The organism is Halorubrum aquaticum, from assembly GCF_900113615.1.
Lineage (GTDB): Archaea > Halobacteriota > Halobacteria > Halobacteriales > Haloferacaceae > Halorubrum > Halorubrum aquaticum.
In genome coordinates this window covers 85,887-97,588 of sequence record NZ_FOPZ01000012.1, presented here as the reverse complement: position 1 = coordinate 97,588, position 11,702 = coordinate 85,887, and the positions used below count along the sequence as shown (strand labels likewise).

Here is an 11,702-nt window from a genome sequence, read left to right as displayed (position 1 = left end):
ACGGCGGACTGGCACGAGCGGGAGGCGTACGACCTGATCGGGATCGAGTACGACGACCACCCGGACCTCCGGCGGATCCTCCTCCCCGAGACGTGGCAGGGCCATCCCCTCTCGATGGACTACGACAAGGACCGCCCGCAGATCGCCACGCTGCCGGAGCACGCCAACCCGCTCGAGGACCATCATCACGACTCCGAGTCGGACACGATGTTCCTCAACATCGGGCCGCATCACCCGGCGACCCACGGCGTCCTCCACCTGAAGACGATCCTCGACGGCGAGCAGGTGATCGACGTGGAGCCGGACATCGGCTACCTCCACCGCTGTGAGGAGCAGATGGCCCAGTCCGGCACGTACCGCCACCAGATCATGCCGTACCCCGACCGCTGGGACTACATCTCGGCGGGCCTGCTCAACGAGTGGGCGTACGCGCGTGCGGCCGAGGACCTCGCGGACATCGAGGTGCCCGAGTACGCACAGGTCATCCGCACCATGGGCGCGGAGATGTGCCGGATCGCCGCGCACATGCTCGCGCTCGCGACGTTCGCGCTCGACGTGAACGGCGACTTCACCGCGACGTTCATGTACGCGATCAACGACCGTGAGCGCGTCCAGGACCTGCTCGAGGACCTGACGGGCCAGCGGCTGATGTTCAACTACTTCCGGCTCGGCGGCGTCGTCTGGGACCTGCCCGAGCCCCGCGGGGAGTTCTTCTCGAAGACGCGCGACTTCCTCGACCAGCTACCCGGCTCCGTCGAGGAGTACCACGACCTCGTCACCGCCAACGAGATCTTCCAGATGCGGACCATCGACACGGGCATCCTGCCGCCGGAGGTCGCGAAGAACTACGGCGCGACCGGGCCGGTCGCCCGCGGGTCGGGAGTCGACTACGACCTGCGTCGCGACGATCCGTACGGCTACTACGACGAGCTCGACTGGGACGTGGTGACCGAGGACGGTTGTGACAACTACTCGCGATTGTTGGTCCGGATGCGCGAGGTCGAGGAGTCCGCGAAGATCATCGAGCAGTGTGTCGACCTGCTCGAGGACTGGCCCGAGGACGAACGGAACATCCAGGCCAACGTCCCGCGGACGCTCCGGCCCGACGACGACACGGAGATCTACCGCGCGGTCGAGGCCGCCAAGGGCGAACTCGGCATCTACATGCGCGCCGACGGCACCGACAAACCCGCACGATTCAAGATCCGGTCGCCGTGCTTCTCGAACCTCCAGACGCTGCCGGAGATGGCGAACGGCGAGTACATCCCCGACGTGATCGCCGCGTTGGGTAGCCTCGACATCGTGCTCGGGGAGGTGGACCGCTGATGGGAACGGTACAGCTGTTCCCCGAGTTCATTTCACAGACGCTCGGGCTCTCGGGCGTGCTCGGCGACGTCGTCGGCTCGCTCGTCGCCGCCGCGGTCGTCGGGAACATCGTGCTCGCGTTCACCGGCGTCGCCGGTCCGTGGGCGAAACGGAAGATCACGGCCGCGTTCACGGACCGGATCGCCGTCAACCGGATCGGTCCGTTCGGCCTGCTCATCATCCCGGCGGCGGCGGTCCAGCTGCTCGCGAAGGAGCTCATCGTCCCCGAGGGCGTCGACCGCCCGACGTGGGACCTCGCGCCGATCGTGTTGCCCGCGTCGGCGCTGCTCGGCTTCTCCGTGATCCCGATGGGGCGGCTCGGCCCGGTGAACCTCCAGATCGCCGACCCCGAGGTCGGATTGGCGCTGGTGTTCGCGTTCGCCTCCATCGCCTCGGTGTCGCTGGTGATGGCCGGCTACGCCTCGAACAACAAGTACTCCATGCTGGGCGGGCTCCGCGCGGTCGCACAGAACCTCGCCTACGAGATCCCGCTCATCGTGACCGCGATGTCCGTCGTGATATTCGCGGGGACGCTCCAGATGAGCGGCATCGTCGCCGCCCAGACCGACGTCCTGTTCAGCGTCGGCGGCTTCGACGTGCCGACGTGGTACGCGTTCGTGAACCCGTTCGCGTTCGTCTTGTTCCTCACGGCGAACATGGCGGAGATCGGACGGAACCCGTTCGACATCCCGGAGGCGCCCACGGAGATCGTCGCGGGGTATCAGACCGAGTACTCCTCGGCGTACTTCGTGTTGTTCTATCTGGGCGAGTTCGTCCACGTCTTCCTCGGCGGGGCGATCCTCGCCGTGACGTTCCTCGGCGGGGCGTCGGGTCCCGGACCGGAGAGCATCGGCTTCCTCTGGTTCGTGGTGAAGATCTGGGGCTTCTTCCTGTTCACGCAGTGGGCGCGCTCGGCGCTGCCGCGCGTCCGGATCGACCAGCTGATCGAGATCGGCTGGAAGGGAATGCTGGTGTTGTCGTTCGCGAACCTGGTGCTCACGGCCGTAATCGTGGGGGTGATCGCCTGATATGATCGGACTCATGAAATCGATGGCGACGACGATGAAACACGCACTGGACGGGTCGACGTTCACGGTGGAATACCCGGAGGACGCACCCGACGTGAGCCCGCGGTTCCGCGGGGTCCACAAGTTCAGCCAGGAGCGGTGTATCTGGTGTCGGCAGTGTGAGAACGTCTGCCCGAACGACACGATCCAGATCGTTCAGGACGACCAGCGAAACGGCGAGCAGTACAACCTCCACATCGGACAGTGTATCTACTGTCGGCTGTGTGAGGAGGTCTGTCCCGTCGACGCCATCCTGTTGACGCAGAACTTCGAGTTCACCGCGGACTCGAAGGACGAGTTCGTCTACAACAAGGAACAGCTCAAGAACGTCCCGTGGTACAAGGGCATCGACCCGCTCGAATCCCGGAATCCCGATCGCGGCGCGTGGATCGGGGAGGGAGACGGCGAGGTCGACTACCAGTAACGGGCGTATCTCGAAATCTTCAAAGGGACACTGATTGGAGGGTTACACAATGGTTTACGACACCATCGCGTTCGCGCTGTTCGCCGCGGTCACGCTGGCGTTCAGCCTTGGGGTCGTCCTGGCGCGCGACGTGTTTCACGCCGCGTTGCTTCTGGGCGGTGCCCTGACGAGCGTCGCGGTGCACTACGTGATGTTACAGGCGGAGTTCATCGCCGCCATGCAGATCCTCGTCTACGTGGGCGGGGTTCTGATACTCGTCACGTTCGCCGTGATGCTCACGCGATCGGATGGAACGGACGACGTGGAGGTGAGTAGCGGATGACTGACGAATCCGGCGGAAACCGGATCCTGCCCGCGATCACGGTGATCGCGCTGTTCGCGGTGATGGCCGCGACGTTCCTGTCGGCGAACTTCGCGGAGGCGACCGGCTTCCCGGAGGGCGAGTCGATCGTCCACAACGTGGGGTACGCCCTGTTCAACCTGGGCGAGGCGGCGTCGATCCCCTCCGAGGGCTTTCTGGCCGCCTTCCTGATCGTCGCGGTCGCGCTCGACGTCGCCGTCGACGGGGCGATCTACCTCGCGCGTCGCGAGGACGGCGGCTCCGTGAGCGCGGCGATCGGCGAGGCGCTCACCGACGGCGGACGCGACGGGGGTGAGCGGTGATGGTGCCGCCCGAGTGGTACCTGCTCTTGGCGTCCGGCGTCTTCTGTATCGGCCTGTTCGGGATCCTCACCCGGAGCGACGCCCTGTACTTCCTCATGAGCGTCGAGCTCATGATGAACGCGGCGAACGTCAACTTCGTCGCGTTCTCGCTGTACTACGGCGACCTCACCGGACAGGTGTTCGCGCTGTTCGTGATCGCGTTGGCGGCTGCCGAGGTCGCGATCGGGATCGGGATCATCCTCGTGTTGTACCGCAACTTCGGCGACATCGACGTGACCGTTCCGACGGAGATGAGGTGGTAAGATGGTGGACGCATTCGCCTACGTTCCGGCCGTCGTGTTGTTACCGTTCTTCTCGTTCCTGGTCGCGCTCGGGGCGGGGAAGTACCTCCCGAAGGGCGGCGCCTTCGGCGGCATCGCGGCCACCGCGGGGTCGTTCCTGCTGTCGCTTTGGATCGCGACGGCCGTCGCGGGCGGCCGCGCCTACAACGAGACGCTGTACACCTGGGCGGCCGGCGACCAGTTCGAGCTCACGTTCGGCGCGCTGATCGACCCGCTGTCGGCGCTCATGCTCGTCATCGTGACGCTCGTCGCGCTGTTGGTCCACGTCTTCTCGCTCGGCTACATGAACGACGAGGGCGAGACGGGGCTTCCGCGCTACTACGCCGGGCTCGGGCTCTTCACGGCCTCGATGCTCGGGTTCGTCGTCGCGGACAACCTGCTCATGGCGTTCATGTTCTTCGAGCTGGTCGGGCTCTGCTCGTACCTGCTCATCGGGTTCCACTTCCGCGAGCCCGGTCCGCCCTCGGCGGCGAAGAAGGCGTTCCTCGTCACCCGCTTCGGCGACTACTTCTTCCTCGTCGGCGTCGTCGCCGTGTTCGCGACGTTCGGGACGGCCGCGTTCGCGGGCGAGGGGTCGTTCCCCGCGCTCGCGGAGGCGGCGCTCGCCGGCTCCGGTGACGTCTGGACGCCCGGCGGGCTCGAACTCCAGACCTGGCTCACGGTCGTCGGCCTGCTCGTGCTCGGGGGCGTGGTCGGGAAGTCCGCGCAGTTCCCGCTTCACACCTGGCTCCCCGACGCGATGGAGGGTCCGACCCCCGTCTCCGCGCTCATTCACGCGGCGACGATGGTCGCGGCCGGGGTCTACCTCGTCGCGCGGATGTACGGCTTCTACGCGCTGACGCCGACGACGCTCGCGGTCATCGCCTTCATCGGCGGCTTCACCGCGCTGTTCGCGGCGACGATGGGCGTGGTGAAGGACGAACTGAAGCAGGTGCTCGCGTACTCGACGATCTCGCAGTACGGATACATGATGCTCGCGCTCGGCGCGGGCGGGTACGTGGCCGCGGTCTTCCACCTGACGACGCACGCCTTCTTCAAGGCGCTGCTGTTCCTCGGTGCCGGCTCGGTCATCATCGCGATGCACCACAACGAGGACATGTGGGACATGGGCGGGCTGAAATCGAGGATGCCCGTCACCTACTACACGTTCCTCGCCGGGTCGCTCGCGCTCGCGGGGATCTTCCCGTTCGCCGGCTTCTGGTCGAAGGACGAGATCCTCTACGAGGCGCTCGTTCACGGCCTGAACGAGCCGCTGCTTCTCGGCGGCTACGTCATGGGACTGCTCGCGGTGCCGGTCACCGCCTTCTACACCTTCCGGATGGTGTTCTTGACCTTCCACGGCGAGCCGCGGACCGACCTCGCGGCCGATCCCGAGCCCGTTCGCTGGAACGTGAAGGGACCGCTGACGGTGCTCGGCTCGCTCGCGGTCGTGACCGGGTTCATCAACATGGTCCCCGTCCAGAAGGTCCTCGGCCTCGAGGGGATCGACTACCTCCATCGCTGGCTCGACAACGAGTGGGGCGGCATCGAGGGGCTCTCCTCACACCACTACGCCGATCTGGGGCCGTACAGCAGCGGATACATCGCGGGCGGGGAGGTCCCGACCGTGCTCGTCGGCGCGGCGGTCTCGCTCGGATTGGCGCTCGCCGGCCTCGGTCTCGCGTGGCGGCTGTATAACGTCACGTCGCCGACCGAGCACACGGCGAAACTCGGCGGGATCAAAGACGTGTTGTACAACAACTACTACCTCGACGAACTCCAAGTCTGGATCGCGTATCGGACCGAAGACATCGCGGGCGGCGCGGACACCTTCGACCAGGGGATCATCGACGGCGTGGTCAACGGCGTCTCCTCGGTGAGCCTCCTCGGGGGGAGCCGGGTCCGTCGGATACAGACCGGTCTTGTCACCCAGTACGCCGCGATGCTCACGCTGGGGCTGATCGCGTTGCTCGTCCTCCTCGGCGTCAACGGGGGGTGGTTCCTGTGATACTCGAGGCGCTCATCGGGTTCACGTTCCTCGCCGCGCTCCTCGTCCTGCTCGCGCCGAACGCGTGGGCGGGCCGGCTCGCGTTCGCGCTCAGCACGGTCCCGTTCATCGGGAGCCTCTACCTCTGGTCGCGGTTCGACGCGGTCGGAAACGCGCTCACGGGCGGCACGATCGCCTTCGAGTCGCGGTACGAGTGGGTCGAGGTCGGCGGCCGGACGGTGTCGTGGTTCGTCGGCCTCGACGGGATCAGCCTGCCGCTCGTCGTGCTCACGACGTTCCTCGTCCCGCTCGCGATACTCAGCGCGTGGACGCCCGTCGACTCCCGACAGAGCCAGTTCTACGGACTGATGCTGTTCATGGAGGCGAACCTGCTCGGCGTGTTCACCGCGCTCGACTTCTTCCTCTGGTTCGTCTTCTGGGAGGCGGTCCTCGTGCCGATGTACTTCCTCATCGGGATCTGGGGCGGCCCCCGTCGGAAGTACGCCGCGATCAAGTTCTTCGTGTACACGAACGCGGCGTCGCTTCTCATGTTCATCGGGTTCATGTCGCTGACGTTCGCGCTCGGCGACTCGATCGGGTCGCTGGCGCTCCCGGAGATCACGCAGGCGATCGCCGACGGCGGCCTCGAGACCTGGTTCGGGATCTCCCCCGGACGGATGGCGATGGTCGCGTTCCTCGCGATGTTCGCCGGGTTCGCGGTGAAGGTCCCGATCGTTCCCGTCCACACGTGGCTGCCGGACGCCCACGTCGAGGCACCGACCCCGGTGTCGGTGCTTCTGGCGGGCGTCCTCCTGAAGATGGGGACGTACGCGCTGCTCCGGTTCAACTTCACGATGCTGCCCGAACAGGCGTCCGCGCTCGCGGTCCCGATCGCCGCCATCGCCGTGATCAGCGTGGTCTACGGCGCGATGCTGGCGCTCGCCCAGAAGGACCTCAAGCGCATCGTCGCGTACTCCTCCGTCTCGTCGATGGGGTACGTCCTCCTCGGCCTCGTCGTGTTCACCGAGTACGGCGTCGGCGGCGCGACCTTCCAGATGGTCGCACACGGCCTCATCTCGGGGCTGATGTTCATGGCCGTCGGCGTGGTCTACAACGCGACGCACACCCGGATGGTCGGCGACATGGCCGGCATGGCCGACCGGATGCCCGTCACCGTCGGCATCCTCGTCGCCGGCGCGTTCGGCTATATGGGGCTTCCCCTGATGGCCGGCTTCGCCGGGGAGTTCTTCATCTTCGTCGGCGCGTTCGGCGCGCCGTCGCTCCCGTACGCGCCCGTCTTCACGGCGCTCGCGATGTTCGGGATCGTTATCGTCGCCGGCTACCTGCTGTCGGCGATGCAGAAGACGCTGTTCGGACCGTTCCGGCTCGAGACCGACTACGAGATCGGTCCGGCTCCGTTCCACGACGTCGCGCCGCTCGCGGTCCTGCTGGCGGCGATCATCGTGCTCGGGGTCGCACCGGACCTGTTCTTCGAGATGATCCGTGACGCCGCGATGCCCGTGGTCGAGGGGGTGAGCGTCGATGTCTAGCGTGGCTCCCGCGTGGTCCGCGCTGTCGCCGGCGCTGCTGCTCGGGCTCACCGGGCTCGCGCTGCTCCTCGTCGACACGATCCGTCCGAACGAGCGGTCGAACACGTCGATGGCCGTCGTGAGCGCGCTCGGCGCGCTCGCGTCGCTTTCGGTCACCGTCTGGTTCGTGATCGCGGGCACGGGTCACGCCGACACCGGCGGGGCGATCACGCTGCTCGAGGGCGCGGTGAAGGTGGACACGATGTCGCTCTTCTTCACCGCGATCTTCGCGTCGGTGACGGCGCTCGTCGTCGTGGCCGCACACGACTACTTCCACGACCACCAGCGTCCGGCGGCGTTCTACTCGCTGACGCTCTTCGCCGCGACGGGGATGGCGCTTCTGGCGGTCGCGAACTCGCTCGCGATCGTCTTCGTCGCCCTCGAGATGGTGTCGCTGCCGTCCTACGCGCTGGTGGCGTTCCTGAAGAAGAACCGCGGCAGCGTCGAGGCGGGGCTGAAGTACTTCCTCATCGGGGCGCTCTCCTCGGCGGTGTTCCTGTTCGGGATCTCGTTGGTGTACGCCGCGACCGGCTCGCTGATCTTCGGCGAGGTCGCCGGGCAGATCGAGTCGCTCGACACGCTGTCCGGCGTCGCCGGCATCGGGATCGTGATGATCGTCGGCGGCGTCGCGTTCAAGACCGCCTCGGTCCCGTTCCACTTCTGGGCGCCGGAGGCGTACGAGGGTGCGCCCGCGCCCGTGAGCGCGTTCCTCTCGTCGGCCTCGAAGGCCGCCGGGTTCGTCGTCGCGTTCCGCGTGTTCACCGAGGCGTTCCCGCTCGGGGCGTCGCTGGCCGCGGACATCAACTGGGTGCTCGCGTTCGGCGTGCTCGCGGCGGTGACGATGACGCTCGGGAACTTCGCGGCGGCCGTTCAAGAGGAGGTCAAGCGGATGTTGGCGTACTCCTCGATCGGCCACGCGGGCTACGCGCTGATCGGGCTGGCGGCGCTCTCGGCGGGTAGCGCCGGAAACGAGGCCGTGATGGGTGCCGCGATGGCACACCTGCTCGTCTACGGCTTCATGAACACCGGCGCGTTCCTCTTCGTCGCGATGGCGGAGCGGTGGGGGATCGGCCGGACCTTCGAGGACTACGCCGGCCTCGCTCGGCGCGCCCCCGTGGCGTGTACGGCGATGGCCGTGTTCATGTTCTCGCTGGCCGGGCTCCCGCCCTTCGCCGGGTTCTTCTCGAAGTACTTCCTGTTCATGGGAGCGATCGAGAACGGCTTCCTCTGGCTCGCGGGGCTCGGCGCGGTGAACAGCGTCGTGTCGCTGTACTACTACAGCCGGGTCGTGCGGGCGATGTTCCTCGACGACCCCGCGACGCCGAGCGCGCTGGACGCGATCGACGTGCGGCCGACCGCGCTGTACGCGGCGGTCGTCTTCGCGGCGGTCGCGACCGTGCTGCTCCTGCCCGGCTTCGGGCCCGTCATCGAGGCGGCCGAGGCCGCGGCCGCGGCGCTGTTCTGACCCGTCCGCTCTTCGCTTCGCTTCTCGACCGCCGGAATCCGCAGGTATTACCGAGCGCGGGCCCGAGTGGGGGCGTGACCAACAGGGAGTACCGCTGTCTGAACTGTCTCGAGCACACGATCGATCGGGCGTTCGACGTCTCCCACCTCTCCGTGACGTGTCCGAACTGCGGCTCCTTCCAGCGGTTCGTCAACGAGGAGGTGTACCGGCAGTTCCGGGCGTTCGAGGAGTCGGCACCCGCTGGGATCGACTGGGAGCGGCTGGACCGGACCGAGAAGCTCGTGGTGTGTGAACGCCTCGTGCGGTCGACGAAGACGCTCGCGGACTTCGCGATCGTGGAGTGAGGGGCGGCGCCGCTCCGCGGTTCGAGTCGGTTCTATCGCGCGTACAAGGGTCCGCCGACGAGCGCGGCGAGCGACGTTCCGTCGTCGGGGCTGACGGCGACGTACGGGTGTCCGACCGGGCCGAACACGTCGACGACGCGACCGACACGCGAGAGGGACTCGTCGACGACGCCGGCACCGATGTCCGGGGGTTCCTCCCCGGGATCGGCGCGGGCGATCGCGAGGCCCTGGGCGGTTCGGACCACGGTTCCGACGCGACGCATCGTCACTCGCGTAAGATCCCGAGGTAGGCGGCGATCGCCTGTACGAGGTCGTTCTTCGCGGTGTCGTCGGTGCCGCGAACCACCACCGCGCCGCGGGGTTCGTACTCTCTGGAGTACGTCTTCTCCCGTTCGATCACCGCGTCGTAGCCGACCTGCTGGACCGCCTTCGCGATCTCGTCGACGGTCGGGTCCTCGATCGCGAGGTCCGTCGGGACGCGTCGGCCCTCCGACCGCGAGCGGCCGGCGTCGAAGTACGCGGGATACACGACGTTCTCGACCATACCGGTGAGGCGGGCCCGCGGGGTAAGGTCGTTTCGGACCGCGGCCGCCACGCCGTCCCGGCGGCGCGAACCGCCCTAGACGTGCTCCTCGAGGAACTCGACGATCGCGCGGTACGCCTCGATCCGGTTCTCCAGCTTCGAGAAGCCGTGGCCCTCGTCCTCGAAGATCAGCTTCCGCACCGGGACGTCCCGTTCGCTCGCCTCCTCGACGATCCGTTCGGCCTCGCTCACGGGGACCCGCGGGTCGTTCGCGCCGTGGAGGACGAAGAGCGGCGACTCGATCCGGTCGACGTTGTTGATCGGCGAGATCGACTCCAGGAACTCCCGGTCCTCGGCGAGCGAGCCGTACTCGGCCTCGCGGAGCTCGCGCCGCCAGTCGCCGGTGTTCTCGAGGAAGGTGACGAAGTTCGCGATGCCGACGACGTCGACGCCGGCCGCCCACAGTTCGGGGTACTCCGTCAGCGCCGCGAGAACCATGAACCCGCCGTAGGAGCCGCCCATCGCGACGATCCGGTCGGGGTCGACCTCGGGGTGGTCGTGGAGCCACTCGACGCCGGCCCGCAGGTCCGCCACCGAGTCCATCCGCTTCTCGACGTCGTCGAGCGCGGCGTACGCCTTCCCGTACCCCGAGGACCCGCGGACGTTCGGCTCGAGGACGGCGTACCCGCCGTTCAACAGGTACTGTTTGACCGCGCCGAAGGAGGGGCGGCGCTGTGACTCCGGCCCGCCGTGAACGTCCACGACGACGGGGTAGCCCGACTCGGGCGTCTCGCTCTCGGGGGTCGAGAAGAACGCAGGGATCTCCCGCCCGTCGAAGGTCGGGTAGTGGACGAGTTCGGGCTCGACGAACGTGTCACGCGGGATCCCCGCCGTGGAGGCGTTCGTCCACCGCTCGGTCTCGCCCGTGGTCGTCTCGACGACGTGGACGTTCGCGTTGTCGGTGCCGCCCGTGGCGGTGATCGCGAACCGGTCCCCGTCGGGGCCGAAGCTCACGCCGCCGGCGACGCCCCGCGGCAGGTCGGGAGCGGGGAACTCGTCGATCCGGTCGGGCGCGACCAGTTCGCCGACCGTGATCTCGGTATAGCCGTCGACGTTGCGCGAGTAGACGACCCGGCGGGACTCCTCGTGGACCGCGACCCCGTCGACGTTCCAGCCGTCGCCGCCGGGCGGGGAACCACCCGGCACGTTCCCGTCCCCGGCGTTGCCGTCGACGACGACGGAGAACTCGTCGGTCTCCAGATCGAGCCGCTCGAGCCGGAGCGTGTCGCTCTCGCGGTCGGTGACGAGGTAGATCGCCTCCCCGTCGGGCCCCCATTCGGGGCTGCCGTACCGGACGTCGCCCTCGTGGGGCGTGTGGTGTGTCAACTCCCCCGAGTCGACGTCGAGGGTGTACAGGTCGTGGTCGTACGAGGAGTGCGCCTCGTGGACGACCAGCCGGTCGTCGTCGGGCGACCAGCCGGCCACGGAGAGCCACCCGTCGCCCTCGTGGACGAGCTCCGCGTCGTCGCCGGTCCCCTCGCGTCCCTGAACGTAGACGTCGAAGACCGACTCCTCGCGGCGGTTCGACGCGAACGCGAACCGCTCGCCGTCTCCCGACCAGCCGCCCCACCGGTGTTTCGCCTCCGGGCGTTCGGTGAGCCCGGTGATCTCCCCGGACCCGAACTCGAGCCGGTAGAGCTGTGCGCGCTCGTTGCCGCCCTCGTCCATGCCGAAGACGGCCTCCGAGCGCTCCGGTGAGGCGTCGACGAACGTGACGCGCTCCTCGAAGAACGTGTGTTGTTCGGGCCACGCGAGCGGGCGGTCGACGGACCACACCTGCGAGGTGCCGGTGGCGTCGAGCAGGAAGGAGAGTCGACCGTCGGGACCCAGGGTCGCGCCGCCGGCTCCCCGCACGTTGAGGTAGCGTTCGACGTCGTATCTGTGCATACGCATCG

General features: G+C 67.7%; 13 protein-coding genes. 10 read left to right on the top strand and 3 right to left on the bottom strand.

Going from position 1 to position 11,702, the window contains the following annotated elements:
* The 10 genes from F3H10_RS10945 to F3H10_RS10900 all read left to right on the top strand — a co-directional run.
* A partial coding sequence (locus tag F3H10_RS10945; RefSeq protein WP_149784803.1) for an NADH-quinone oxidoreductase subunit D occupies positions 1-1,326 on the top strand: 1,326 nt, incomplete at its 5' end.
* A complete protein-coding gene (locus F3H10_RS10940; RefSeq protein WP_149784802.1) occupies positions 1,326-2,393 on the top strand; it encodes a complex I subunit 1/NuoH family protein in 1,068 nt (355 codons plus the stop codon). The genes F3H10_RS10945 and F3H10_RS10940, both read left to right, overlap by 1 nt.
* A 1-nt stretch (position 2,394) precedes the next feature.
* Positions 2,395-2,856, top strand: a complete 462-nt coding sequence (locus tag F3H10_RS10935) for a NuoI/complex I 23 kDa subunit family protein (protein WP_066414169.1) — start codon at positions 2,395-2,397, stop codon at positions 2,854-2,856.
* Between the two features lie 49 nt (positions 2,857-2,905).
* The gene (locus F3H10_RS10930) at positions 2,906-3,178 is read left to right on the top strand and encodes an NADH-quinone oxidoreductase subunit J (protein ID WP_149784801.1); all 273 of its coding nucleotides are present in this window, start codon (positions 2,906-2,908) and stop codon (positions 3,176-3,178) included.
* On the top strand, positions 3,175-3,519 hold the full coding sequence (locus F3H10_RS10925) for a hypothetical protein (RefSeq protein WP_149784800.1): 345 nt from the start codon (positions 3,175-3,177) through the stop codon (positions 3,517-3,519). Before F3H10_RS10930 ends, F3H10_RS10925 begins: the two co-directional genes overlap by 4 nt.
* Positions 3,519-3,821 carry an NADH-quinone oxidoreductase subunit NuoK gene (gene nuoK, locus F3H10_RS10920; RefSeq protein WP_149784799.1) on the top strand — a complete coding sequence of 101 codons (303 nt, stop codon included), beginning with the start codon at positions 3,519-3,521 and terminating at the stop codon, positions 3,819-3,821. Before F3H10_RS10925 ends, nuoK begins: the two co-directional genes overlap by 1 nt.
* A gap of 1 nt (position 3,822) precedes the next feature.
* The gene (gene nuoL / locus F3H10_RS10915) at positions 3,823-5,847 is read left to right on the top strand and encodes an NADH-quinone oxidoreductase subunit L (RefSeq protein WP_149784798.1); all 2,025 of its coding nucleotides are present in this window, start codon (positions 3,823-3,825) and stop codon (positions 5,845-5,847) included.
* On the top strand, positions 5,844-7,376 hold the full coding sequence (locus F3H10_RS10910; RefSeq protein WP_188127928.1) for a complex I subunit 4 family protein: 1,533 nt from the start codon (positions 5,844-5,846) through the stop codon (positions 7,374-7,376). Before nuoL ends, F3H10_RS10910 begins: the two co-directional genes overlap by 4 nt.
* A complete protein-coding gene (locus F3H10_RS10905; RefSeq protein ID WP_149784797.1) occupies positions 7,369-8,880 on the top strand; it encodes an NADH-quinone oxidoreductase subunit N in 1,512 nt (503 codons plus the stop codon). Before F3H10_RS10910 ends, F3H10_RS10905 begins: the two co-directional genes overlap by 8 nt.
* Positions 8,881-8,954: 74 nt before the next feature.
* On the top strand, positions 8,955-9,224 hold the full coding sequence (locus F3H10_RS10900) for a hypothetical protein (RefSeq protein WP_149784796.1): 270 nt from the start codon (positions 8,955-8,957) through the stop codon (positions 9,222-9,224).
* A 32-nt stretch (positions 9,225-9,256) separates the two neighbouring features.
* Here the strand turns inward: F3H10_RS10900 and F3H10_RS10895 are convergent, their stop codons facing one another.
* The 3 genes from F3H10_RS10895 to F3H10_RS10885 all read right to left on the bottom strand — a co-directional run bounded on the left by F3H10_RS10895 (position 9,257) and on the right by F3H10_RS10885 (position 11,694).
* Positions 9,257-9,487 (bottom strand): H/ACA ribonucleoprotein complex subunit GAR1, encoded by a 231-nt coding sequence (locus tag F3H10_RS10895; protein WP_149784795.1) that lies wholly within the window; start codon positions 9,485-9,487, stop codon positions 9,257-9,259.
* 2 nt (positions 9,488-9,489) lie between these two features.
* A complete protein-coding gene (srp19, locus tag F3H10_RS10890) occupies positions 9,490-9,768 on the bottom strand; it encodes a signal recognition particle subunit SRP19 (RefSeq protein ID WP_149784794.1) in 279 nt (92 codons plus the stop codon).
* Between the two features lie 75 nt (positions 9,769-9,843).
* Positions 9,844-11,694 carry a S9 family peptidase gene (locus F3H10_RS10885; RefSeq protein WP_149784793.1) on the bottom strand — a complete coding sequence of 617 codons (1,851 nt, stop codon included), beginning with the start codon at positions 11,692-11,694 and terminating at the stop codon, positions 9,844-9,846.
* Positions 11,695-11,702 lie beyond the last annotated feature (8 nt).

What these genes read in the sequence shown, in the direction of transcription:
- F3H10_RS10940 (WP_149784802.1), top strand. Translation starts at nt 1,326, where the DNA reads ATGGGAACGGTACAGCTGTTCCCCGAGTTCATTTCACAGACGCTCGGG.
- F3H10_RS10935 (WP_066414169.1), top strand. Translation starts at nt 2,395, where the DNA reads ATGATCGGACTCATGAAATCGATGGCGACGACGATGAAACACGCACTG.
- F3H10_RS10930 (WP_149784801.1), top strand. Translation starts at nt 2,906, where the DNA reads ATGGTTTACGACACCATCGCGTTCGCGCTGTTCGCCGCGGTCACGCTG.
- F3H10_RS10925 (WP_149784800.1), top strand. Translation starts at nt 3,175, where the DNA reads ATGACTGACGAATCCGGCGGAAACCGGATCCTGCCCGCGATCACGGTG.
- nuoK (WP_149784799.1), top strand. Translation starts at nt 3,519, where the DNA reads ATGGTGCCGCCCGAGTGGTACCTGCTCTTGGCGTCCGGCGTCTTCTGT.
- nuoL (WP_149784798.1), top strand. Translation starts at nt 3,823, where the DNA reads ATGGTGGACGCATTCGCCTACGTTCCGGCCGTCGTGTTGTTACCGTTC.
- F3H10_RS10905 (WP_149784797.1), top strand. Translation starts at nt 7,369, where the DNA reads ATGTCTAGCGTGGCTCCCGCGTGGTCCGCGCTGTCGCCGGCGCTGCTG.
- F3H10_RS10895 (WP_149784795.1), bottom strand. Translation starts at nt 9,487, where the DNA reads ATGCGTCGCGTCGGAACCGTGGTCCGAACCGCCCAGGGCCTCGCGATC.
- srp19 (WP_149784794.1), bottom strand. Translation starts at nt 9,768, where the DNA reads ATGGTCGAGAACGTCGTGTATCCCGCGTACTTCGACGCCGGCCGCTCG.
- F3H10_RS10885 (WP_149784793.1), bottom strand. Translation starts at nt 11,694, where the DNA reads ATGCACAGATACGACGTCGAACGCTACCTCAACGTGCGGGGAGCCGGC.